Origin of the sequence: Rhizobium azibense (genome assembly GCF_004342325.1) — a bacterium.
GTDB classification, from domain to species: Bacteria; Pseudomonadota; Alphaproteobacteria; order Rhizobiales; family Rhizobiaceae; genus Rhizobium; species Rhizobium etli_B.
In genome coordinates, this window is sequence record NZ_SMBJ01000002.1 from 684,885 (window position 1) to 706,794 (window position 21,910).

Consider the following 21,910-nt stretch of genomic DNA (forward strand, 5'->3'; position numbering starts at 1 on the left):
TCAGCACAATTCTGCAATCGAACCGGAGGCCCTTGCGCCGATTTTTCAGGCGCAACGGTTCAACTAGACTAGGCCGCTGACTGGGGAACACCTTCCAAAGGCTTGCGCACGTGTGTACGTGGTCGACGGCCGCTTCGAACAGGACGACTTTTGATGAGGGCGAACAGGCCATGCATTGGAGATGGCCAAGCCGCTTCGGAGAGTTCTGTGCGCTTCCAACCCAGTTTATGTGCGGCCCAAATTCCGCTCAAAGCGTCCGGGTTCGACCGAATGTCCGAAGCAGCAGGTTGATCGATACAGCGACCTTGTCAATGTCACGAACGTCCTGGGAGTAACGCCCGGTATAAAGCTTGACGATCATTTTATCGCGAGCCGGCCCGCTAAGATCGAAATGGAGGTGCAGGTAGAAAGCCTCCTTGTCGCCATGGCGGGCAACGCTCCTTCGTCTTTGAGTGACCATTCTCAGTTCCGTTTTGAAGGGTGAAAAGCCTTCGAGCGACAGAGTGACATCGGCAGATGCAAAGCGCGTCTCCGTCGGCACGGCAACGACCGCCTTGTCGAGCGCCAGACTGACCAGGCGTCCGGGAACGTCGTCCACGAGAACCGCTTCATCAAGTTTGAACGCATTGAAGAGCCGTCGCGGTTTCTCGAAGCAGATTAACGACGCGATAGCGAGAACGACAATGTTGATGCCCGACCAGCAAGCCGCAATCGGCGAGAACTGCGCCTCGACATGGGAGGTCTCCGGCACAATATTGATGACAAGACCGATGGCCGTCGCCAAAATCAACGCTGCTATCCAGGCAAAACTGTATCCGTCAAATCCAATCGCCTCATTGCCGCTGCCCTTCGGGGTTACCCTGAAGGGTTTGCCGAAGGGACGCACGACACTCGAAATGACGGTTGGCAACATCCGGAACGTCGAAAAAGCGCCTACGGCACTCGATACGATAGGCAAATACCGCGTCGGTGTTATCCAAAGCATCAACAGGAAATAGGCCGTCAGCAACGGGACCTGATTGGAGATATAGTCTGCAGCGTTTGTGAAGTAGAGCGGTAGCAAGCCGAACCAGAGATATATGATCGGGATGATCAGTATCGTAAAGCGCACCAGATACTGGACCAACCACGACAGCGGAAGGAACATGATGCGTTGAAAAAGTGAGAGACCTGGGCCGCGCAGCGGGCCGTTATGAAGATAGAGTGTTTGAATTCCTCCCTGGCACCAGCGCTCGCGCTGTACGAAATAGCCAGTCAAATTCTCTGCGGCCAATCCCATCGACAGGCGCTCATTCAGGTAACGGGTCTTGTAACCCTTGTTGAGCATGGAAAGAGTGGTCAACAAGTCCTCTGTGATGGATTCGGTCGGAAAACCCCCAATCGCATCGATCGCCTTGCGCCGCGCGATCGAGCATGACCCACAGCAGAAACTGACGTCCCAGATATCTCGGCTCGGCGCGATCTCATCAAAAAACAGTCGCTGTTCGTCCGGCCAGATATTTTCGAGACCGAGATTTGTCTGCACCGGATCGGTGTTGAAGAAATGCTGCGGCGTTTGAACGATGCCGATGGTTGCATCGGAAAAGAAGGGAAGCGTTCGGCGCAGGAAGTGACGATAGGGCACGAAGTCAGCATCGAATATTGCGATGAAGTCGCCGGAGCTGACCTTCAGACCGTTGTTCATGTTGCCGGCTTTGGCATGGCTGTTGTCGGGCCGGGTGACGTGGATTGCTCCCCTCTCCTTGCAGTAGGCCTTAAGCCAATCACGACGCTGATCGTCGAGCACGTAGACCTTAAGCTTGTCTTGCGGATAATCGAGCGCAAGCGCCCCTATGATCGTTCTCTCCAGGACGTCGAGCGGTTCGTTGTAGGTAGGAATGAACACATCCACCGTCGGCAATTCATCCTCGTCACCGCTAAAGAAGTCCCGCGCGAGCCTATCCGCTTCTGCACTGCGGTCGACATATCGACTCATCAAGACCAGGAAGAGGACGACTTCAAAGAACGCGAGAATTTCTACGATGAACAGAAACCAGACCCAGTAGAAATTGGGGCCATCATTGGGATAAGGAAGTACCGTCTCGAACAACCGCCAAAGAATGTAGCGCAATGCAATGGCGCCAACGACTGCGCATGTGATCGCGCGCGTCCAGCTATGATTACGCGACCAGTTGAAGGGCCCAAGTAGAAAGAACGCCAAAACCAAAAACGTCGGCACCAGTGCTATGAGATACTGAACCACAGGCCTTCCACCCAGTTCCATATGCGGATGTTAGGTTTGGGCAGGCGCACCTGAACAGAACGCCCCACCTGGCAAAAGTTTGCAAAATCCGCATTGAGAGTTGAGGGAGACAGGCCCACGCGGATTCGATCGTTGCGTTTGGTCGTTTCGGGCTGATTGGCGGCCAGCGTGTCCTTCTCGGCGACCGCAGCGCTGCCTCTGACCGACAGCACCACGCCTTTGAAGACGTCGCCTGCGCCTAACAAGCGCACCTCTGCAGCAAGGCCAGGATAAATGGCTTGGTAATCGACCTCTGGAACAAGGATATCGACGAACAGATCGCTGCAATCGAGGATGCGCATCAGCTCGTTGTTGAGGATGACGTTCGAGCCGTTGACGACGTTGCTGCTCCATACGACTCCCTCGAAAGGTGATGGAACTGTTGCCGAAGTGAGGCTTCGGACCCGGTTTTCCTCCTCAATCAGCTGCTTTTGCACCTGTGCGGCCCGTGTTTCGTTCTCGGCGATGCGTGTATTGAGATCGTTGATACGAACAATCACCTCATCCTGCCGCTGGCGGGAATAGGGCACGTCGTTCTGGCCGTCACCGAGAACGAAAACCCCCTGGCGAACGGCTTCCAGCTTCTGTTCGAGCTGCGCAACGGTCAGGCCACTGATTTCGAGTTCGCCCCCCGCCGCTTCCCAGGCGGCTTTCGCGGATTCGACCATCTTGGTGGAGAGGATACCCTTGGCCTCGAGCGCCAGTCGCCGGTCAAAGTCGACCTGCGCGACATTGTCCTGCGCTTCTGAGACCTTGACCCGCTTGTTCAGGATTTCGACTTGTCGCTCCAGGTCGGCAATGGTTGTACGCGTAAAGACTTCCATGCGTGCACCCAACTGATCACGAAGCCGTACGAGCTCGTCGCGTTCCCGCTTTAGCGCCGTAACATGTTCGACGGCGGTCATATGGTCGGCCTGCAGCGACGTCAGTATTGCGCGGTTCACGCGGGCATTGTGTATCAAGGCGAGCGGTTCGCCTGCCAACACGTGCGCACCAACTTTTGGGGGTGCTTCTTGAAGCTCGCCGTCGATGGGAGCGTTCACGATCGCAAATCGTGCGTTCACTGTACCGTCGAGGCTTGTAAAGCCAGTCAGGCTGGGCAGCATAAGAACGATGACAAGCGCCAGCAGTGATAGGCCGACCAGAATACGGGTGATGCGGTGGTTCCAAATCATTGGCACTTCCGAAAATTTATCAACCGCAAGGCACTCATGTGAGGCTAGCGCAAAGTGAATGCAACTCCATCTTGTGGTGATCTAGGCGCATCACGGCGATGGGCAAGGGGAGAACCGGCTGCGCGCGATACGTGCAGTTGGTGTTGCAATAAGGTAATGAAGCAACTGTATTCGTTTTGTATCATGATGGACCGAGACGTGTCTTTTAGGCGATGTCGCCGTCTTTCTTTCGTCTGCTCAGCCCGAATGGTCTCATCAGGAAAAGCAGCTCAACAGTTCTCGATCATGTGAATATGGATTGACGTTGTAAGGCAGGCAGGTGGGTCGTCATTGCGACCGAAATGGGCAGCCAGTGCTTCAACGGCCGCTCGTACTTCAAGCGCCGGATCCTGGTCGATGATAGCATCAATCGACCCCTCGCGCATCAACTGGCGGCGTTCGTCCGTCAATTCATGCGTGACAAAGACGATTTCATTTCTCCTCCCGAGCGCATTCATCGCGCTGACCACCGATCGCGCTCACGCAGCCAGCGACGAAACGGTCGCAGCATCGGCTTGAAGCAGTCTCTGCCCCGTCTGCATCAAGAGCCGGGTAGACCCGCTCTCAGCCGGCAAGCGCCAACTGTTTCGATAGCAGGCCGCAGAAGCGAGAGACATTTGAAAGGCGTGCAGCACGCTCGAAGCCTATGGAACGCGTGGCCGGAACGAACATCTGGTCGGAATCAAAAGATACTGCTGAGCATGCGATTGCGAGATCAGCGCGCGCTGTTCCATCAAAAGCCCTCGCCTCAACTGGGTGCAAATTCGCCACCATTGACGTCGAGTATCGCTCCATTGATGAAGCCTGCCTCGCTGGATGCGAGAAACGCAATGGCCGCTGCGACGTCCTCGACCGTCCCTAGCCGGCTGACCGGGATGCGCTTGATTGCCTCGCGATTGGCATCGCTCGAGACTGGACCCGTCATTCCAGTCAGGATTCGCCCAGGGGCAACGACATTGGCGGTGATACCGAAAGATCCATATTGGGTGACGAGTGAACGCGACAGACCGGCCAGGGCTGCTTTCGAGGCGGCATAGGCCGGGCCGGCAATCAGCGGCCGCGTCCTTCCGGCCACCGATCCGACGAAGACAATGCGTCCGAAGCGGTTCTCTTGCATGTCGGGCAACACCGCTTGGCAGCACAACATTGCGCCAGTCAGATTGATCGAGAGCACATCGTCCCATTCCTTGCGCGGCATAGTACCAACCCGCGATGGACCATTGGCGCCTTTCGGCGAAACACCGGCACTGCAGACAAGTACCGAGGGCGCAGCAAGGCGCCCTCGAACATCATTGAAAAAGCCCTGAATGGCTGTGGGGTCACGAAGATCGAGCTGCAACGCGACGACGCGATCTGCTCCGACGCCCTCGGCAAGGGTGGTGCCTGCCGCCTTGACGGTCTCGGAACGATGCCCGAAGACGGCGACGCGATATCCATCCTTGAGGAACCGCCGGGCGGTCGCGAGGCCGATGCCAGTGGTCCCGCCAGTGATGACGGCGACCGGGCCCTCACCGCCGGTGCTCATGCCGCCTCGTCCATCGCCGCAAACAGCGACAGCGGCGGATGTGCCTCCGGATCGGTCAGCACCTCAATCAAGAGAGGTGCCTTGCCGGAAAGCCCTGTGCGGATATGTTGCGCAAGCGCCTCGGGGTCCTTGACCCGGACAGCCGGGCAACCGCATGCCGTGGCGACCTGGCTGTGATCGACATCGACAAAATGGCAAGCACTCGTGAACCGACCGAACTTCACCATCTCTGCATCGCGCTGAAAGCCCAAAATGCCATTGTTGAGAACGATGATCAGCACGGGAATGTTGCTTCGAACCATCGTTTCGATTTCGGCCCAGCTGTGAGCGAAACCGCCATCGCCGACGAGAACGACAACCGGCTTGTCCGGCTCGGCCAGCTTGGCACCAAGGGCGAGGGGCAATCCCCAACCGAGACCGGCAAGACCGCGCGGCGTCAGAAAGCGCATGCCTGCCGAAAGAGATCTGAGCTGTCCCGCAACCCACATGGAGGAGTAGCTCGCGTCGGCGACAACCGTCGTATTCGATGTCAATTGCGACTGCAGTTCACGCATGATCCGTTCCGGCCGGATCGGCGTCCCAGAGGAGTGGCTCGCTTGCCGATCAGCGTCAAACATCGACCAGCAGTTGGCGATGCGCCCGACAAGTTCCGCCCGCGCGGCGTGGCGTTTCGACAGATCGCACATGCCAAGCGCCGCGCGAAGCGCATCGATTGTCTCTGCCGCATCTCCGGCAAGCCGGACGGCTTCATAGGTGCGGCCAATTTCGCAAGGATCCACGTCGATATGGATGACAGTCGAGGCCGGATCGATCTGACGCCAGCTGTCGGTGCCGTTCTGGTTCGTTCTCGTGCCGACGAGAAGAACGACATCCGCTTCCTGAACGAGGGGAAGCGTGTGGCGTCCGAGAGACCTCGGCCCGACGAGTGCGCCAAGCACACCTGCCGACAATGGATGATGCTCGTCGACGGCGCCCTTGCCCATATTGGTCGTCAGGATTGGAAGGCTTGCTTCTTCCTGAAGCTTCGCCAGCGCCTGGGCGGCATCGCTTGCATGCACGCCGCCTCCGGCGATCACGACAGGCGCCCGCGCCGTTGCGATCAGCGCAGCGGCCCGGCCGATCTCGCTGTCAGCCGGTCGCGTCCGGTCAAGCGGCCATCGGCCGAGACTTGCGGCGCGATGCAGTGGCGGGACTGCGGCCTTTTCTCGGAGCAGGTCTGCGGGAAGAAGCAGTGCCACCGGCCCCGGCCGGCCCGATACCGAGGCGGTGAAGGCAGCGTCGACATAGTCGTCGATGCGTTCGGAGACGATCACCTTTCTCACCCATTTGGTGCAGGACTGGAAGAGCGCCAGTTGGTCGAGTTCCTGGAAGGCGTTGCGATCGGCCTGGTCCCGCTCGACGTCCTGGACAAGGGCCACGATTGGCACAGAGGCCTTCAAGGCCTCAGCGAGAGGTGGAACGAGAAGGGTTGCCGCAGGACCGTTCTGGGCGGCGACGACACCGACCTTCCCTGACCGTCTGGCATAACCATCTGCCATCGTGCCGCCCATGTTTTCCTGCCGATAGGCGATCTGGCGGATGCCAATGGCTTCTGCCGCAAGGATGACGGCGGATGGCAGACTCTGCGCAAAGATCATCGAAACGTCATGCCGCTTCAGGCTGTGCGCAATACGCTCTGCGACGGTCTGCATTTCATTGGGACGTGTCATCGGGAGGCCTCGAATTCATGAGCTGCGGGGGTCGAAAGGAAGTCGGAGAAGGTAGCGACAATCGCATCGGCTTCGTATGCCGTCATCGCCGTCGACAGGCATGCGGCGGCACCATTCGGCAACAGGATGCCACGGTGAAGGAAATGATCGGAAAGCGCGCTGGTAACGTCGTTTTCGACAGGTGTGGCATAGCCGCTTCGATAATCGCTGGGCGCTTCCTTCTTCGGATGGATGCGAAACAGCGACGCGGCACCGCTCACACTGAAGGATGCGCCGGCGCGATCGATTGCGTCGTGCAAACCTGAGCGAACCTGCTCGCCGAGGCACTCCAGGCCATCGAAGGCTGCCTCTGTCATCGCTTCCATCGCGACGCGACCGGCCACCATCGACACCGGATTTGCCGAAAATGTGCCGCCCTGCGGCAGGAGCGGCCTGCCCTTGTCGTTGGCAAAGACGCTCATCACGTCGGCCCTCCCGCCGATGGCTCCGACCGGAAACCCGCCGCCGATGATCTTGCCGCAGGCGATCAGGTCCGGCGCAAGGCCGTAGCGGGCCGAGGCACCGCGATAGGATTGCCGCAGATTGAGAACTTCGTCGGCAACGACGAGGACTCCATGCCTTCGCGCGGCTGACTGAAGCGCATCCAGGAAATCCGTCCGCGGCGTGATCAGACCGGCTCTGCTCGGCATGGGATCAATCAGGATGCCGGCTGTCCTACCTCCAACCTCCTCCATTCTCCGTTCGAGGCTTTCGACGTCATTGAAGCAAACGACGGTGACGTCCTCGGCGACGGAGGGCGGCGTTCCCCGGTAAGCAGCGACGGATGCGGGGCGGGATGCCTCTCCCCAAAGGGCTGGAGAACCCGACTGGCCGGCTTCGGCCCAGTCATAGGCTCCATGATAGGCGCCTTCGACGCGAATAATGCCGGCCCGTCCGGTAAAGGCACGGGCAGCCTTGATGGCGAACATCACCGCTTCGGTTCCGCTGTTGACGAAGCGAACCTGTTCGATCGCCGGAATGCGCTCGCCAAGCAGTTCGGCAAGGGCGATTTCGTGCTCGGTCGGATTGGAAAAGCAGGTTCCGCGGTGAAGGAGGTCGGCAACCGCGTCGGCAACCGGCAGGAAACCATGACCGTGGATCAGCGTCGTGAAATTGTTGTTGAGATCCAGGAACCGGTTCCCGTCGACGTCGTGCACGTAGGCGCCGTCCCCGCGTGCAATGTAGAGGGGGATCGGTTGACGCTCGACCGTCACCCGCGTCACCCCCGAGGGAAAGATCTTGCGCCCCCTGTTGAAAAAATGATGGGACCGGGCGCGCGAAAGCGGCCGGTCCCCGGAAACGTCACGTGTATGAAGCATCTTTTTCCTCCGGAGCGCACCATGCGTCCAAACATTGCAATTTTGTTACAACAAAAATCACAATGCCAGAAAAGTTGCAACAAAAAAAATCAACCAGACGGCGCAGACCCTTCACCGGCCCGCGACAGGGCTGCTTTCCTCAGACGCCGGTAGCCATCCCGAATGTCGTTTTCCATGGCAGCCCGCACGGAGGATGCGTCGCGCTCGGCCAGACCTTCGATGGCGACCATGTGGTTGTGGACGCCGTAACGCTGCTCTGCAAATTCCGGGTAAAGATCGTGGAAGGATGATCCGACGCGAAGCCACAGGATCTCGATTGTCGACAGGAGATGCGGCATGCCGCAAAGACGATAGATGGTAAAGTGGAACTCCTTGTTGTCGTGGAGCGCGTCACGATAGCGTTTTTCGTCGAGAGATCGGGTGATTTTCTCCTGTAATTTCAAAAGGGCTTCGACCGTTCCATCGGTTGCATTGATCGTGCCTTTTTCCGCGGCAAGCCCCTCAAGGGCAAGCCGCATCTGCGTCACCTCGTAAAGTCCCGCAAGATCGAGGAAGGGAACGATGACGGTCTTTGGGCCCGCCATTACCAACGCACCCTCGAAGACAAGCCGATTGATGGCCTCGCGCGCCGGAGTCGATCCGACGCCAAACTCTTCGGCGACGGTGCGGATCGGCAGCTTCTTGCCGGGATTATAGGCGCCCCTGGTGAGCTTGTCCTTAAGGGCTTCATAGACGTAATCGCTAAGCCGGCCCTGGTGAACCTCCGGTGCGCACGGACGTGCGGTTGTATTTTCATTCATATTTCATCTCCCAGCATTGACACTCCGTGATTTTTGTTGCAACAAAAGAGATATTACAGACGTATTACCGTTTAATGTAACAGCATAACGAGATTATGAACAATCGCAACGCCGGGCGCATGAGACTGGCGGGACGGGCGTAGCCATGTCTGCAAGCGCGAGCCCGATACGTTCACATTTCTCTAGGAGGAGAAGACTTGATTGGTGCCCCCATACTCATCGACGACGCACGCAAGCACTACGGCGCCCATCCTGCGGTCCGGAACGTCAGGCTTGCGATCGAAGCTGGAGAATTCGTTTCGATCCTCGGGCCATCAGGCTCGGGAAAAACGACGCTTCTGACCATGATCGCCGGCTTCGAACTGCCGAGTTCAGGGCGCATCGTCATCGGTGGACGCGACGTCACGCGGCTTGCTCCGAACCGGCGCGACATCGGCATGGTATTCCAGCGCTATGCACTCTTCCCGCATATGACCGTTGCAGAGAATGTCGCCTTTCCCCTGAAAATGCGCCAGGTGCCGGCAAGCGAGCGGAAGCGCAAGGTCGCCGCGACGCTGGAGCTTGTGCAGCTCGGCGCGTTCGCCGGACGCTATCCCCATCAGCTGTCGGGCGGCCAGCAGCAGCGCGTTGCCCTTGCCCGCGCCATCGTCTTCGAGCCGCCAGTGCTGCTGATGGACGAGCCGTTGGGGGCGCTCGACAAGAAGCTGCGCGAGGCCATGCAGCTGGAGATCAAGCAACTCCAGCAGCGCCTCGGTGCGACAGTGATCTACGTTACCCACGACCAGGAGGAGGCGCTCACGATGTCGGATCGCGTCGCCGTCATGGCGGCCGGCGAGGTCGTCCAGACCGGAACGCCCGCGTCTCTCTACGGGAAGCCGCAAACGCCTTTCGTCGCCGATTTCATCGGCCGGATGAGCTTTGCCGATGGGACCTATGTTGGCCAACGCGATGGCTCCCATTCGGTCCGGCTCAGTGAGGCGGTCGTCCTTCAGGCCGGAAGCGTCAATGGCACGATCAGTCCGGGCGCGCGGCTGCAGCTTGCCATGCGTCCTGAAAGCCTTTGCCTCGCGGCACGCGGCAAAGGCGGAGTCAACGTCATTCCCGGAACATTGGAGGCGAGTGTCTTTACCGGTGCCTATGTTCTGCACCTTGTGCGCGCAGACACCGAAGGCCGGCCGCTTATACAGGTCCAGACACCTGCCGCTTCCAAACCTGCTCGTCTCAACGCCGGCGCGCGGGTCGACATCATCGCGGACCGCGACAATCTGCATGTTTTCGAAAGGCAGGAGTCGTGATCATGGACACATCGGCTGCGCCAAAATCAGGAAGCTTGACCAGGTGGCCGCTGCTCAGAGCAGCGACACCGGCCGGGCGCTACGGGCCATCCCTGACGCTCGTTTTGCTGATGCCGTTGATCGTCCTGTTTTCGATCGGCTTCCTTTACCCGATCGGGCGGCTCGTGATCATGAGCTTCGGCGACGCCGCGCCGGGTCTTGTGCAATACCGGCGCATCTTGGCGACGCCGCTTTATCTCGGCGTCCTGTCGCGCACGATCTCGACAGCGGCCATCGTCACGGTGCTGAGCCTGACGCTTGGCTATCCGGTCGCGCTGGCGATGGCCCGAGCCCGGGGCCGTGCGGCGCTTGTGATCGCCGCGGCAGTCCTCATTCCTCTCTGGACCTCGGTGCTTGTACGGTCCTATGCCTGGATCGTGCTTTTGCAGCGGAGCGGCCTCGTCAACGCCTTTCTGGTCGACAGCGGTCTCACGGCTGCGCCACTCAAGCTGCTTTACACCGACGGCGCGGTGATCCTGGCAATGACGCATGTGCTCATGCCGTTCATGATCCTGCCCGTCACCAATGCGTTGCGCTCGATTCCCCCGGACTATGCGCGCGCCGCCCGCAGCCTTGGCGCCGGCTCGTTTGCTACCTTCATGCGCATTGTGCTGCCACTCTCGTTGCCGGGCGTGTTTGCTGGATGCGTCATGTGTTTCATCCTTGCGATCGGCTTTTATATCACCCCCGCCCTCGTCGGCGGACCGGAAGCCATGACCATGGCGACGCTCATTGCCCAGCAAACAACGGTCGTCCTCGATTGGCCGTTTGCAGCAGCGCTCTCGACCATCTTGCTTCTGGTAACGCTCACCTGCGTCGTCGTCTTCCGCCGCGCACTTTCGGTCAGCAAAGGAATACACAGTGTCACCTGATCTTTCCGTTTCGTCAAAAGCCTCCAATCGCCCGCTCCGTACCGCCACCGTCCGGCTGGCAGGCGGCCTTGGCGTCGGCGCCGTCCTGTTCTTCCTGCTGATGCCCACGCTTCTGGTCATCCCGATGTCGCTCAACAAGACGGCCTATATCGAGCTGCCGCCGCGCGGGCTGACGTTGCAATGGTATCTTGACTACCTTGCCGATCCGGACTGGCGGGCTGCAACGATCTTCAGCCTCAAGATTGCGCTTGCCACGGCGGTCGCAGCCACTGTGACAGGCACGCTGGCATCGCTTGCGATCGTGAGGGGAAATCTGCCGGGACGGAATGCTCTGAAGGCACTGGCGATAGCCCCGATGATCGTTCCCCATGTCGTCTTCGGCGTTGCACTCTACCTCGTCTTCTCGCCAATCGGCCTCACCGGCAATTTCTCCGGCTTTCTGATCGCCCATTGCGTCCTTTCGATCCCCTATGTCGTGATTACCGTCACCGCGGCGCTCGAGCGGTTCGATCCGGCGCTCGAACGTGCGGCGTTGAGCTGCGGGGCGACACGGACACGAGCTTTTTTCAGCGTGGTCCTGCCGAGTATCGCACCTGCCGTAGCAGTAGCCGCGGTCTTCGCCTTCCTCGCTTCCTTCGATGAGGCAACGGTCGCCTTTTTCATCTCCGACACCGGAGGAAAGACGATCAGCCGGAAGATGTTCGAAGACATCGATTTCAACCTGACCCCCGTCGTCGCCGCGGTCTCGACCCTCATGGTCGCCGTTTCACTGCTGTTGATGGGATCGGTCGAGCTCCTGAAGGGCCGCCGGGAGACGTAGGCGGCCCGAATTTCATGACGTGAGGAAAGACATGAAGAGGTCAATCACTTTCATTTCTGCCTTGGCGACGGCGGCATTGCATATTGCCTTGCTTTCGCCAAGCGCTGCGGCGGCCGCAGAGCAGGTCGTCATTGCGACGACGGGCGGCGCCTATGATGCGGCACTCCGGAAATTCTGGTTCGATCCATTTGAGGAGAGCACGGGGATCAAGGTCGTTTCGGTGGCTGCGACCAATGCCGAGATGCGGGCCAAGGCAACTGCCATGGTCAAAACCGGCAATGTGACCTGGGATCTCTACCCCGACGGGGAAATCCAGGCGGGTTCGGATAATCACAAGACGACTTCGGAAGATCTTGCTGGCTTCTGCAAAGCGTTCAAGAACCGGTCGGATTTGGTCGAGGATGCCTGCATCGGCGCGGGGGCCCGGCTGTTTTCGACGGCAACGCTGATGGCCTATAGATCCGACGCATATCCGGATGGCGCACCGGCAACCTGGGTGGACATGTGGGACACGAAGCGCTTTCCTGGCGGGCGGGCTTTTCCGAATTTTGATGATCCCTGGCGGGTAATGGCCGCTGCCCTGCTTGCCGACGGTGTGCCGAAGGACAGGCTGTTTCCTCTTGACATTGACCGGGCGCTTGCCAAGCTTGAGACCATCCGCAGCGATATTTCCGTCTGGTGGAAGACGGGTGACCAGAGTGTCCAGGGCTTTCGCAACGGCGACTACAGTATCGGCCAGATCTGGCTGACACGGGCGAACGCGTTGAAGGCCGAAGGCCGAGCCATTGGCTGGTCCAATAAAGCCTCCTTTCTCGTCGGCGATCGTCTGACCGTCATCAAGGGCGCGCCGAACCAGGAAAATGCCTTGAAGCTGATCGCCTTCTGGCTGAACAGTCCGGAAGCCCAGGCGCGAGTCTGCGAGGAGCTGTTATGCACGCCACCGAGCACCAAGGCGATCGCCGCGATGTCGCCGGCGGCGCGCGCAGCACTGCCGAGCGAAGAAGATATTCGCGATCATATCGTCATCCCGGACGCCGCCTGGATCAATGCCAATGCTGCGGCATTGCTGGAGCGCTGGAACGCCTGGATACGCTGAAGAACGTGCCGGGTCGAAAAACCCGGCTCTTCCCTTCCCTACCGCTCCAAAGCGTTGCTGATTGCGGCAGCAAGCGCCTTTATTTCGTCGACGGAATGGTCGGCGGTCGGGCAGACACGCAGCCCGGCCCGCCCTGAGGCGACTGTCGGAAAGAATATCGCCGAGACGTAGCTTCCCGTGTCCAGAACGGACCGCGCAGCCCCGATCGCTGCCAGTTCGTCGCCAATGACAACAGTGCGGATCGGTAACGGCGATCCGGACTGGGCGGTCGGAACAAGTTCGTCGAAGAGCGCGATGTTCGATGCCAGCCTCTCCTGTCGCAGCTTCAGCTCCCCGGTGCGATGAAGCGTTTGAGACGCCATGGCAGCGCCGATTGCGGCGACATTGATCGAAGCGGAAAAGGCATGGGCAATAGCGAAGCGCCGGAAGATTTCCTCCTGCTCGGCCGTGCCGAGCATCAGTATGCCGCCGGACGCGCCGAAGCCCTTTCCAAGGGAAGCTGCAAGGATCGTCCTGTCGCCAAGACCGTCTGGAATCTGCGAACGGGCAAAGCCCGCACCCTTTTCGCCGAAGATGGAAACGCCGTGCGCATCGTCGATATAGAGGAACAAGCCATAGCGCCGCTGTAGATCCAGAAGTTCGGCGATCGGCGCATTTCCGCCCATCGAATAGACACCGTCGCAGATATAGGCGACGCAGGGTTGGGCCTGGCAGATCTCCTCGAGCGCGGCAAGGTCGTTGTGGGCGATGGTGCGGACATCCGTTTCTGCGGCAACGACCGGTTTGTTGTAGGCAAGGGTCGCATGCGCCAGGCGATCGAAGACCATGAAGGGTTTCACACCCTCCGTCAGCACGCCGGAGGCAATGATAGGCAAGGCGCTCATGTTGGCGGCAAGCACGGTCGTGTAGGTAATGATCCGGGCACCGAAGAGATCCGAAAGCGCGTCCTCGAGATCGCCGAGAGCGGCAAAGTTCAGCCGCGTTCGTGCACAGGACCAGTGAAGGCTCCGGTAATCGAGGAGCGATGCCATCGCGCCGACCGCAATCGCCGGATGGTTATCGAGCCCGAGATAGGAGCATCGAACGAAATCGGTGACGATCCTCGTCTTGCCCTTCGGCGATCGTATCTCGGCCTTCCGGCCTTCAAGCGGCCTGGCATAGAGCGCCATCAGCCCGTTCAGATGGGCTGCCGCAAAATGCGGCGCCGAGGTGTGTACAAGACTTGCCGTGTTGCGATGCCGCGTTGGGGGTGACGCATTGTGCCGCGCTTCATTCTGCATGGGGTCCTCCGAACTGCTGTCAGGTGACACCGAGCGTAAGGAGGAGGCCCAGCTTCATACAACGAAGCCAGCCTGAATTTTTCCCTAAGATTGCATGAATGTTCGAAGGGCTACGGTGACGGTCAACCCTTGACGTCGACCGCATATCCCTGCCCGCGAACGGTACGGATCACCTCACGGCCGAGAGCATCGTGCAAGGAGCGGCGCAGACGTGCGACATGCACGTCGACGGTTCGCGGGTCAACAAAGTTGGCTTGCGGCCAGACCGCCTCGATCAGTTCGGGCCGGCCGAACACTCGGCCAGGCGCGCTCATCAAAGTGCTGAGTATCCGAAATTCGATGGGGCTGAGAGCGACAGGCTTTTCGTTTGCGAGCGCCCGCCTTGCATCCGCATCGAGCCGTAGATCACTCGCCCCGGCATAGGCTGGACGGGAGACTGCCACACCGCTCTCGTTCAGGCGTTGATGAAGGTAGGAGAGCAGCCGCTCCGGTTTCAATGGGCGAATGAAGCTCTCATCGACCTCGGCCTTCAGGATCTCAATATAGCGGACCCCTGCTGAAACCAGGGCCACGACAGGAACGTCACTTTCAATGTCAGGTGCCCTAAGTCGGCTGGAAAGGTCGGAAAGAAGGGATGATTCTGGCTGGCAGTCGACCAGAAGGGCGACGATCTTCGACCCGGCTATCAGTGCAAGGGCCGCATCGAGCTCGTCGGTCAGCACCGTTTCGTAACCACTGGCATCAAGCACATAGGACAACATCAGGTAATAGTCCGCATCGGTCGAGAGGATTGCGATACAGGGTTTCATATGGCACCTCGTCGAGATCAGTGAATGATTTTTGATGTTACAAATATGAACGCTTACGTTGCAGATAAGTGTTGATATTTGCTTATAGGACACGTTTTGGGCGATTGATAGCCCATTAGCCCTTTTTTTGTTGCAACATAAAAAGATCTGGTGTTCTCTCAACGCTGTCACTTGTGGCTGATCGCCAAGGACGGCACGTGATCGTGGCCCTGCGGGGATTGACGTCCGGCAACAGTCTTTTCGATCAACCCGCGCCGGACGGTGACGGGACAAGTGGCATGCGTGACAAGAGTGCGAGGCAGCAGGGGCGCCGTGTAACGGCGCTCATAGACAACATTCCGGTCGAACGGGCTGCGGCCACGGCCCGCTCGATTTATGGCGATTGCGCCAAGACAGCGGTCGCATGGTGCGCCATCCATGCTCGAAGCGATGAACGAAGCGGCGACTTCGCCTTCTGGGTGCGGGTATTTCGCCACCTTGGCAACGACGGCTGAGAGCTCGGCTGAGATAGGCTTCGCTCGTGGATCACGCGAGTGAAGCCGGAGCATGCCGCTCGGCGCGTCGGACATTTCCAAGGAGACATCCTCCGTGCCCGCCAGGTTGCAAGGCGTGTCGCCCCAGCGAAGCGGTCCGTGTCTTTCACCCGTGTCTTCAGGAACGCTTTGGCGGGACTCCCAATGCGGATGAGCGGCAGTCCCGCCTCAGCCACGCCGCTTGCGGTTTCTAACTGGCATCATTGGCAATAAGGGCGTGCAAGGCTGCCGCTACGGGCGTGCCAGCGACGGCGAGATCGCGTATCGTGGTCATGTGATCCCCGTCTGCAACGCGCGAGTCGCGCACTTCAAGCCCTTGGCCGGCAAGCGCGTCCCTGAAGGCATTTGCCTGATTCTTGAAAGGGCTGGTTTCCAGTTCGCCCGTCATGATGTCCACGCGCGTTGCAGGATCGTGCACGTTGCGCATCGGCGAAAACCTTTTCACTTCCTCGTCGCTCAAGGCGATCTCGTCACGCAGAAAAGACGTCTGCAAGGGTGCGAGATCGTATAGTCCGCCAAGCAGGAAAGCAGCAACCACTCTCGAGGGCGCGACCGATCGATTGAAGAGAAAGGTCGCAAGATGTGCGCCAGCGGAGTGGCCGCTGACGGAGAACCTGCTGGGCGTGGCACCAAAGCGATCGGCATGCGCCAGCAGGAAGGTCTTGGCTTTCAGGACCTGATCGATCAGGACCTCCATCCTCGCCATGGGCATCAACGAATAATTGACGATGGCGGCGACCGCGCCAGCGCGTGTCACGGTCTCAGCGACGCAGGAATAGTCGTCCTTGGAGAACATCCGCCAATAGCCGCCATGGATGAACATGTGGATCGGCAGGCCCGAGCCGGTGCCATTTGGCAGGAAGATGTCGAGTGTCTCGTCCGGCTCACGACCATAGGCGATGTTGGCCTCCATGGCCACGGTGCGGCGAGTGGCGATGCTGCGGGTACGGATATCGTCGACAATATCGTCGAAACCTGCGACTTGGTCACGAATGCGGAACGGATCGGCGGCCACAGGTCCCTCCGTCAGAAACTAGTCGCAATGTACTTGGCTTCCATGAACTCGGCGATACCATGACGCTGCCCTCCTTCCCGTCCAAGGCCGCTCTGCTTCACTCCGCCAAAGGGGGCGGCGGGATCGGAGACCAGTCCACGATTGAGGGCGATCATGCCTGCCTCCACCTTCGAGGCGACGCGCATGCCACGGCCGATGTCGCGGGTGTAGATATAAGCTGCAAGGCCGTATTCGGTATCGTTGGCAACTGCGACGACCTCTGCCTCGCTCTCGAAACGGTAAAGCGGCGCCACGGGACCGAAAATCTCCTCGTGACGCATGTCGGAAGCCGGTGAAATATCCACAAGCACCGTCGGCGGATAGAAGAAGCCTCGTCCGGCCGGTGCCTGTCCGCCGCAAAGGGCGCGCGCGCCCTTCGATATGGCGTCTGCAACGAGCCGGTCGATCTTCTCCACCGCCTTGCGCGTGATCATCGGACCGCATTCCGTGTCCAGATCCACACCTGGGCCCATCCGCAGGGCGGCCATGCGTTGCGTAAACCTTTCCGCGAAGACATCGTAGACACCGGACTGGACATAAATGCGATTTGCGGCCGTGCATGCCTCGCCCGCATTTCGCATCTTTGCGACCAACAGGCCCTCGATTGCCGCGTCGAGATCCGCATCGTCGAAAACGACGAACGGCGCGTTGCCACCGAGTTCCATCGAGCAGGAGATGACATTCTTCGCCGCTTCCGCCAAAAGCGTGCGGCCGACGCCCGTCGACCCTGTGAAGGAGAGTTTTCGCACGCGCGGATCGGCAAGCATGGCGGCGGTGACGGGGCCGGGCGTCGATGTCGTCAGCACGTTGACAACGCCCGGCGGCACGCCAGCCTCCTGGTAAAGGGACGCAAGCGCATAGGCCGTCAGTGGCGTCTCACTCGCCGGCTTGAGGATGACGGTGCAGCCTGCGGCAAGGGCGGGCGCGATCTTACGGGTCGCCATTGCAGCCGGGAAGTTCCACGGCGTGACGAGAACGCAGATGCCGATGGGCTGGTAATCGACGACGATGCGGTTCGCACCGGACGGGGCAACGCCGAATTCGCCGGAGATGCGCACCGCCTCCTCCGCGTACCACCGGAAAAATTCCGCCGCATAGGCCACCTCGCCGCGCGCGTCGCGCAAGGCCTTCCCGTTCTCGAGCGAAATGAGACTGGCAAGCGTTTCGGAGCGTTCCACCATAAGTTCGAAACAGCGGCGCAGGATCTCGGAACGTTTTCGCGGCGGCGTCTCGCGCCAGCATTCTGTCGCGCCCGCAGCAGCCTCCACTGCCGCCGCCGCATCAGCGACAGTCGCATCGGGCACGGCGCCAATGAGTGCCTCGGTCGAGGGATCGATCACCTGAATTTGACCCTCGCCCGCAGCCTGCCGCCAGGCGCCGCCAATATAGAGGCCGTAGGAGAACGAGCCGAACCCGAAGCGATCGTGGTCGGGATGCGAAGGATTGTGGTTGACGTTCATGATGTTTTCTCAAGGTTAGAGGGCGGAAGCGGCCAGGTCGCCGTCATAGGCGGCGCGAACGAGGCCACGCATGTCGGCTGCATCGAGGGAGCGCGGATTGTTCTTGATCAGCCGAGCGATGCCGAGCGCCTGCTCGGCGGCCCAGCCAAGGCGGTCTTCCGGCAGGCCGAGCCCGGCGAGCGTCGGCGAGATGCCGATCGCGGCGAAAAGCCGGCATACTTCGCCGATCGCCGCATCGGCAAGTGTCTCCTGGCCCTCCAGGCCGGCTGGGTCGAGGCCGAGCGCCCTACCGACAAGAGCGATCTCCGCAGCGGCGACGCGGCGATTATAGGTCATCACGTAGGGCAGCATGGTGGCGACCCCGAGGCCGTGCGCCGTATGGGTCACGGCACCGACCGGATACTGCACCGCATGGGCCGCAGCGGTGCCCGCCGTGCCGAAGGCGCAGCCTGCCGCAAGCGCGCCCATCATCACATCGGCGCGCGCATCGATGTCAGAGCCGTCGACGAAGGCCTTTTCCAGGCTCCGGCCGAGGAGCCTGATGGCATGAAGGGCGAACTGATCGGAGAGATCGCTCTTGCCGACGAAGACATGCTGCTGCGCGAGTTCAGGATCGCCGGGGTGGCGCATGGCCGTGAACGCTTCGATGGCATGCGTCAGCGCATCCGCGCCCGCGATCGCCGTGAGTTGCGGCGGGCAGGAGAGAGTAAGTTCCGGGTCGCAGATCGCCGCTGCGGCGATGAGATACGGGCTCGAGATTCCGACCTTCAGCGTGCGGTCTGGATCGGAGACGACCGCAACGGGCGTGACCTCGGAGCCGGTGCCTGCAGTCGTCGGCACGGCAATGACAGGCAGGACGGGTCCCGGCACCTTGAACTCACCATAGTAATCACCGAGCCCGCCGCCATGGGCAAGCAGCAGGGAGGCGCATTTCGCCATGTCGAGGCAACTGCCACCGCCGATGCCGATCAGCATGTCGGGACCAAAGCCGCGCGCAGCCTCCACGCAACCGGCGACCGTATCGCGCGGCACGTCCGGCAACGTCTGGTCATACACCAGTACCGCGATACCGGCGGCTTTGAGCGCGGCGATCGTTTCGGCGAAGACGGGCGTCGCGGCAAAACGACCATCGGTGCAGACGAGCGCGCGCTGGCCGGTCCTACCGGCGACACCAGCCAGGGCATGGCGCTGGCCTACGCCGAACAGAATTTCGCGCGGCAGCCTCAAGACGGCAAACAGGCTCATGATCTTAGTCCTTCAAAGGCCAGAACGCGGGAGCTGGAAAGCGCGTTGAGGTCTTCCCAGAGGCGCTGGTCGATATCGAAACCGTCGCGGCTGGCCGCTGCCCGCCGGCGTCGGGCACGATCGCCCGGCACCAGAACCGGCGCGCCTGCCTCTGCCGGCGGTGAGGCCCGCACGGCATCGAGATAGGCCGATAGCCGGGCTGGCAGTCCGGGCGCCAGACTGGGCTCGATCAATATGAAGACGTCGCCCTTGTTGCATGGAAAATGGCTGTCCAATGTGCCGCGCACATCAGGCGCGAGCGCCGAGCCGGCAAGGGCTGCCACCAGTAATTCCATGGCGATGCCGAGGCCGTAGCCCTTCGCGTCGCCGAAGGGCGCAATCGCGCCGGCCTTGGCACGAACCGGATCAGTCGTCGGGTGGCCCTCCGCATCGCGCGCCCATCCTTCGGCAAGGGGCCTGCCGGTCGCCGCGTGATGATGGATCCTGCCCATCGGCACCAGGCTGGTGGCGAGATCCAGCACGAGCGGTTCGGCGGCCGTCGGCACGGCGATCGCGACGGGATTGGTGCCGAGCATGGCCCGCGTGCCGCCAAAGGGATGAACCAGCGACTCAGTCGACGACAGCGCGATGCCGACGAAACCCATCGCGGCGATGGCCTCCACATAATGGGCGAGCATGCCCAGGTGGTTCGCATTGCGCACGACGACGAGGCCAATGCCCAGATCGGGAATGTGGGGTGCCAGCCGCTCGATCGCCGCCATGGCGACCACAGGACCGAACCCCGAAGAACCCTCCACCTCCATCACCGCATCCGCCCGCCAGCGCTGCGTGCCCTTCATCTGAGGGTCAACGAGCCCGCGCTTGATCCGCTCGACCAGTCGCGGAAGGCGGCGCAGGCCATGTGAAGGGTGCCCCTTCATGTCGGCCGTCACCAGGACACGTGCCTGCAGGACCGCGTGGTCACGCGGCGCGCCGTGCTCTTCCAGCAGGCGAGTGGCGAGCGCAAGGGCTGCCGCTTCGGTTAAGCGCATATTCTCCTCCCTCCGCTAAAATAAAATCGTATAGGATATAGGATTGTATTCGCCGTAGCATCGTGCTAGCGGTTGAACCTGTCAAGAGGCAAGACAGCAGATGATTTCGACGAGACCCAACGAACCTTCAGTGGCCACGACCCAGATACAGCGCGCCAACAGCCTGGCCGGCGACGTCTACGAAGCGATCTTCAACCAGCTCATGTCGTTGAAGATCGCCCCGGGTGCGCGCATCACGGTCGATAACCTGGTCAAGGAGTTCAACGTCTCCCACACTCCGATCCGCGAAGCACTCGGCCGGCTAGAGGGCGAGGGTCTCGTCGTCAAGCAGCATCTCATCGGCTATCGTGCCGCACCCCAGATCACGCACCAGCGCTTCGACGAACTCTACGAACTCCGCTTGCTGCTTGAGCCCCCCGGCGCTGCGAAGGCAGCCCAGGCGATGAACGACGAAAGGCTTGCGATCCTGACGGAGGCCGCAGGCGTGATGACGCGTCGTGACAACAGGGACGAGCGGGCCAACTATTCGACCTTCGCCCGCCAGGACGCTATCTTCCACGACCGCATCATGGAATTTGCCGGCAATGAACTGATCCGCGAGATGCTGACATTCCAGCACACGCATTTCCATATCTTCCGCCTGATGTTCCATCGACGCGTGACCGAGGAGGCGCTCGGCGAGCATCAGACGCTGCTCGATGCTTTCGCGGCTCGCGACCCCGAAGCCGCGGCGAACGCAATGCGCATTCATATCGAACACTCGCGCGACCGGCTGCTGCCAGCATTCGACGAAACATGAGCAACCCGGCGGGCAAGGACGTGCCTGCCCGACCTGACAACGAGGAGGAGAACCATGCCAGGCAAGAAAATCCTGATGCTCACCGGCGATTTCACCGAGGAGTACGAAATCTTCGTCTATCAGCAGGCCATGGAGGCCGTCGGCCACACGGTGCACGTCGTCTGCCCCGATAAGAAGGCAGGCGATATACTGAAGACGTCGCTGCACGACTTCGAAGGCGACCAGACCTATACGGAAAAGCTCGGACACAACGTCGTCATCAACAAGACCTTTTCGGAGGCCGAGGCGCAACTCGACGAATACCACGCCGTCTACTGCGCGGGCGGTCGCGGGCCCGAGTACATTCGCACCGACAAGCGCGTTCAGACGATCGTCCGCCACTTCCATGAAACGCAAAAGCCGATCTTCACTATCTGCCACGGCGTCCAGATCCTGATCGCCGTCGATGGCGTCGTGCGCGGCAGGAAGGTGGGCGGGCTCGGCGCTTGCGAGCCGGAAGTGACGCTGGCCGGCGGCACCTATGTGGATCTGTCGCCGACGGAAGCTTATGTTGATGGCACGATGGTATCAGCCAAGGGCTGGACGGCACTCGCCGCCTTCATCCGCGAATGCCTGAAGGTTCTCGGCACGGAGATCCGTCACGCCTGATACGGCGGCCAAGAAAAAAAGGGTTCGGCAGGTGACATCTGC

The 21,910-nt window shown here is 60.6% G+C and carries 20 protein-coding genes; 7 read left to right on the top strand and 13 right to left on the bottom strand.

The window, feature by feature from the left end; translation table 11 throughout:
* Positions 1–247: 247 nt before the first annotated feature.
* From EV130_RS07315 to EV130_RS07345, 7 genes are all read right to left on the bottom strand, one after another.
* Positions 248–2,242: a glycosyltransferase gene (locus EV130_RS07315; protein ID WP_074065211.1), complete on the bottom strand. Its 1,995-nt coding sequence runs from the start codon at positions 2,240–2,242 to the stop codon at positions 248–250.
* Positions 2,224–3,456, bottom strand: a complete 1,233-nt coding sequence (locus tag EV130_RS07320; RefSeq protein WP_132659790.1) for an HlyD family secretion protein — start codon at positions 3,454–3,456, stop codon at positions 2,224–2,226. Before EV130_RS07320 ends, EV130_RS07315 begins: the two co-directional genes overlap by 19 nt.
* Positions 3,457–3,725: 269 nt before the next feature.
* A complete protein-coding gene (locus EV130_RS07325; RefSeq protein ID WP_132551862.1) occupies positions 3,726–3,965 on the bottom strand; it encodes a type 1 periplasmic-binding domain-containing protein in 240 nt (79 codons plus the stop codon).
* Between the two features lie 278 nt (positions 3,966–4,243).
* Positions 4,244–5,020, bottom strand: a complete 777-nt coding sequence (gene fabG / locus EV130_RS07330; RefSeq protein ID WP_132659792.1) for a 3-oxoacyl-ACP reductase FabG — start codon at positions 5,018–5,020, stop codon at positions 4,244–4,246.
* Complete coding sequence (locus tag EV130_RS07335) at positions 5,017–6,729, bottom strand: acetolactate synthase catalytic subunit (RefSeq protein WP_132551864.1); 1,713 nt, start codon at positions 6,727–6,729, stop codon at positions 5,017–5,019. Before EV130_RS07335 ends, fabG begins: the two co-directional genes overlap by 4 nt.
* Entirely contained in the window at positions 6,726–8,087 is a 1,362-nt protein-coding gene (locus EV130_RS07340; RefSeq protein WP_132659794.1) for an aspartate aminotransferase family protein, read from the bottom strand. Before EV130_RS07340 ends, EV130_RS07335 begins: the two co-directional genes overlap by 4 nt.
* Positions 8,088–8,176: 89 nt before the next feature.
* Positions 8,177–8,887 carry a GntR family transcriptional regulator gene (locus tag EV130_RS07345; protein ID WP_074065217.1) on the bottom strand — a complete coding sequence of 237 codons (711 nt, stop codon included), beginning with the start codon at positions 8,885–8,887 and terminating at the stop codon, positions 8,177–8,179.
* Between the two features lie 197 nt (positions 8,888–9,084).
* On the opposite strand from EV130_RS07345, the gene EV130_RS07350 reads away from it, so the two are divergent.
* From EV130_RS07350 to EV130_RS07365, 4 genes are all read left to right on the top strand, one after another.
* Positions 9,085–10,182 carry an ABC transporter ATP-binding protein gene (locus EV130_RS07350; RefSeq protein WP_132659796.1) on the top strand — a complete coding sequence of 366 codons (1,098 nt, stop codon included), beginning with the start codon at positions 9,085–9,087 and terminating at the stop codon, positions 10,180–10,182.
* A 2-nt stretch (positions 10,183–10,184) separates the two neighbouring features.
* Positions 10,185–11,093, top strand: a complete 909-nt coding sequence (locus tag EV130_RS07355; RefSeq protein WP_074065733.1) for an ABC transporter permease — start codon at positions 10,185–10,187, stop codon at positions 11,091–11,093.
* Positions 11,094–11,193: 100 nt separating this feature from the next.
* Positions 11,194–11,913 carry an ABC transporter permease gene (locus EV130_RS07360; protein ID WP_132659862.1) on the top strand — a complete coding sequence of 240 codons (720 nt, stop codon included), beginning with the start codon at positions 11,194–11,196 and terminating at the stop codon, positions 11,911–11,913.
* A 31-nt stretch (positions 11,914–11,944) separates the two neighbouring features.
* Positions 11,945–13,009 (top strand): extracellular solute-binding protein, encoded by a 1,065-nt coding sequence (locus tag EV130_RS07365; protein ID WP_132551868.1) that lies wholly within the window; start codon positions 11,945–11,947, stop codon positions 13,007–13,009.
* A 38-nt stretch (positions 13,010–13,047) separates the two neighbouring features.
* On the opposite strand, the gene EV130_RS07370 is transcribed toward EV130_RS07365, so the two are convergent.
* On the bottom strand, positions 13,048–14,289 hold the full coding sequence (locus EV130_RS07370) for an 8-amino-7-oxononanoate synthase family protein (protein WP_074065220.1): 1,242 nt from the start codon (positions 14,287–14,289) through the stop codon (positions 13,048–13,050).
* Positions 14,290–14,411: 122 nt separating this feature from the next.
* On the bottom strand, positions 14,412–15,098 hold the full coding sequence (locus tag EV130_RS07375; RefSeq protein ID WP_074065221.1) for a winged helix-turn-helix transcriptional regulator: 687 nt from the start codon (positions 15,096–15,098) through the stop codon (positions 14,412–14,414).
* 278 nt (positions 15,099–15,376) lie between these two features.
* Here EV130_RS07375 and EV130_RS07380 point away from each other — a divergent pair, with 278 nt between their 5' ends.
* Positions 15,377–15,592, top strand: coding sequence for a hypothetical protein (locus EV130_RS07380; protein WP_074065222.1), 216 nt, complete (start codon positions 15,377–15,379; stop codon positions 15,590–15,592).
* Between the two features lie 229 nt (positions 15,593–15,821).
* On the opposite strand, the gene EV130_RS07385 is transcribed toward EV130_RS07380, so the two are convergent.
* The 4 genes from EV130_RS07385 to EV130_RS07400 are packed head-to-tail and all read right to left on the bottom strand — an operon-like array spanning position 15,822 to position 20,421.
* Positions 15,822–16,646: an alpha/beta hydrolase gene (locus EV130_RS07385; RefSeq protein WP_074065223.1), complete on the bottom strand. Its 825-nt coding sequence runs from the start codon at positions 16,644–16,646 to the stop codon at positions 15,822–15,824.
* An 11-nt stretch (positions 16,647–16,657) separates the two neighbouring features.
* Positions 16,658–18,145: an NAD-dependent succinate-semialdehyde dehydrogenase gene (locus tag EV130_RS07390; RefSeq protein WP_074065224.1), complete on the bottom strand. Its 1,488-nt coding sequence runs from the start codon at positions 18,143–18,145 to the stop codon at positions 16,658–16,660.
* 15 nt (positions 18,146–18,160) lie between these two features.
* Positions 18,161–19,390, bottom strand: a complete 1,230-nt coding sequence (locus EV130_RS07395) for an iron-containing alcohol dehydrogenase (protein ID WP_132659798.1) — start codon at positions 19,388–19,390, stop codon at positions 18,161–18,163.
* Positions 19,387–20,421, bottom strand: coding sequence for an Ldh family oxidoreductase (locus EV130_RS07400; RefSeq protein WP_132659800.1), 1,035 nt, complete (start codon positions 20,419–20,421; stop codon positions 19,387–19,389). The genes EV130_RS07395 and EV130_RS07400 overlap by 4 nt, the downstream gene beginning before the upstream one ends.
* A gap of 100 nt (positions 20,422–20,521) precedes the next feature.
* Between EV130_RS07400 and EV130_RS07405 the strand changes: the two genes are divergently transcribed.
* On the top strand, positions 20,522–21,220 hold the full coding sequence (locus EV130_RS07405) for a GntR family transcriptional regulator (RefSeq protein WP_074065227.1): 699 nt from the start codon (positions 20,522–20,524) through the stop codon (positions 21,218–21,220).
* A 54-nt stretch (positions 21,221–21,274) separates the two neighbouring features.
* Positions 21,275–21,868, top strand: a complete 594-nt coding sequence (locus EV130_RS07410; protein ID WP_074065228.1) for a DJ-1/PfpI family protein — start codon at positions 21,275–21,277, stop codon at positions 21,866–21,868.
* Positions 21,869–21,910: the final 42 nt, after the last annotated feature.

Bases quoted from the DNA above. Each gene is read 5' to 3' on its own strand.
- EV130_RS07320 (WP_132659790.1), bottom strand. From the start codon at position 3,456: ATGATTTGGAACCACCGCATCACCCGTATTCTGGTCGGCCTATCACTG.
- fabG (WP_132659792.1), bottom strand. From the start codon at position 5,020: ATGAGCACCGGCGGTGAGGGCCCGGTCGCCGTCATCACTGGCGGGACC.
- EV130_RS07335 (WP_132551864.1), bottom strand. From the start codon at position 6,729: ATGACACGTCCCAATGAAATGCAGACCGTCGCAGAGCGTATTGCGCAC.
- EV130_RS07340 (WP_132659794.1), bottom strand. From the start codon at position 8,087: ATGCTTCATACACGTGACGTTTCCGGGGACCGGCCGCTTTCGCGCGCC.
- EV130_RS07345 (WP_074065217.1), bottom strand. From the start codon at position 8,887: ATGAATGAAAATACAACCGCACGTCCGTGCGCACCGGAGGTTCACCAG.
- EV130_RS07355 (WP_074065733.1), top strand. From the start codon at position 10,185: ATGGACACATCGGCTGCGCCAAAATCAGGAAGCTTGACCAGGTGGCCG.
- EV130_RS07360 (WP_132659862.1), top strand. From the start codon at position 11,194: ATGCCCACGCTTCTGGTCATCCCGATGTCGCTCAACAAGACGGCCTAT.
- EV130_RS07365 (WP_132551868.1), top strand. From the start codon at position 11,945: ATGAAGAGGTCAATCACTTTCATTTCTGCCTTGGCGACGGCGGCATTG.
- EV130_RS07370 (WP_074065220.1), bottom strand. From the start codon at position 14,289: ATGCAGAATGAAGCGCGGCACAATGCGTCACCCCCAACGCGGCATCGC.
- EV130_RS07375 (WP_074065221.1), bottom strand. From the start codon at position 15,098: ATGAAACCCTGTATCGCAATCCTCTCGACCGATGCGGACTATTACCTG.
- EV130_RS07380 (WP_074065222.1), top strand. From the start codon at position 15,377: ATGCGTGACAAGAGTGCGAGGCAGCAGGGGCGCCGTGTAACGGCGCTC.
- EV130_RS07390 (WP_074065224.1), bottom strand. From the start codon at position 18,145: ATGAACGTCAACCACAATCCTTCGCATCCCGACCACGATCGCTTCGGG.
- EV130_RS07395 (WP_132659798.1), bottom strand. From the start codon at position 19,390: ATGAGCCTGTTTGCCGTCTTGAGGCTGCCGCGCGAAATTCTGTTCGGC.
- EV130_RS07400 (WP_132659800.1), bottom strand. From the start codon at position 20,421: ATGCGCTTAACCGAAGCGGCAGCCCTTGCGCTCGCCACTCGCCTGCTG.
- EV130_RS07405 (WP_074065227.1), top strand. From the start codon at position 20,522: ATGATTTCGACGAGACCCAACGAACCTTCAGTGGCCACGACCCAGATA.
- EV130_RS07410 (WP_074065228.1), top strand. From the start codon at position 21,275: ATGCCAGGCAAGAAAATCCTGATGCTCACCGGCGATTTCACCGAGGAG.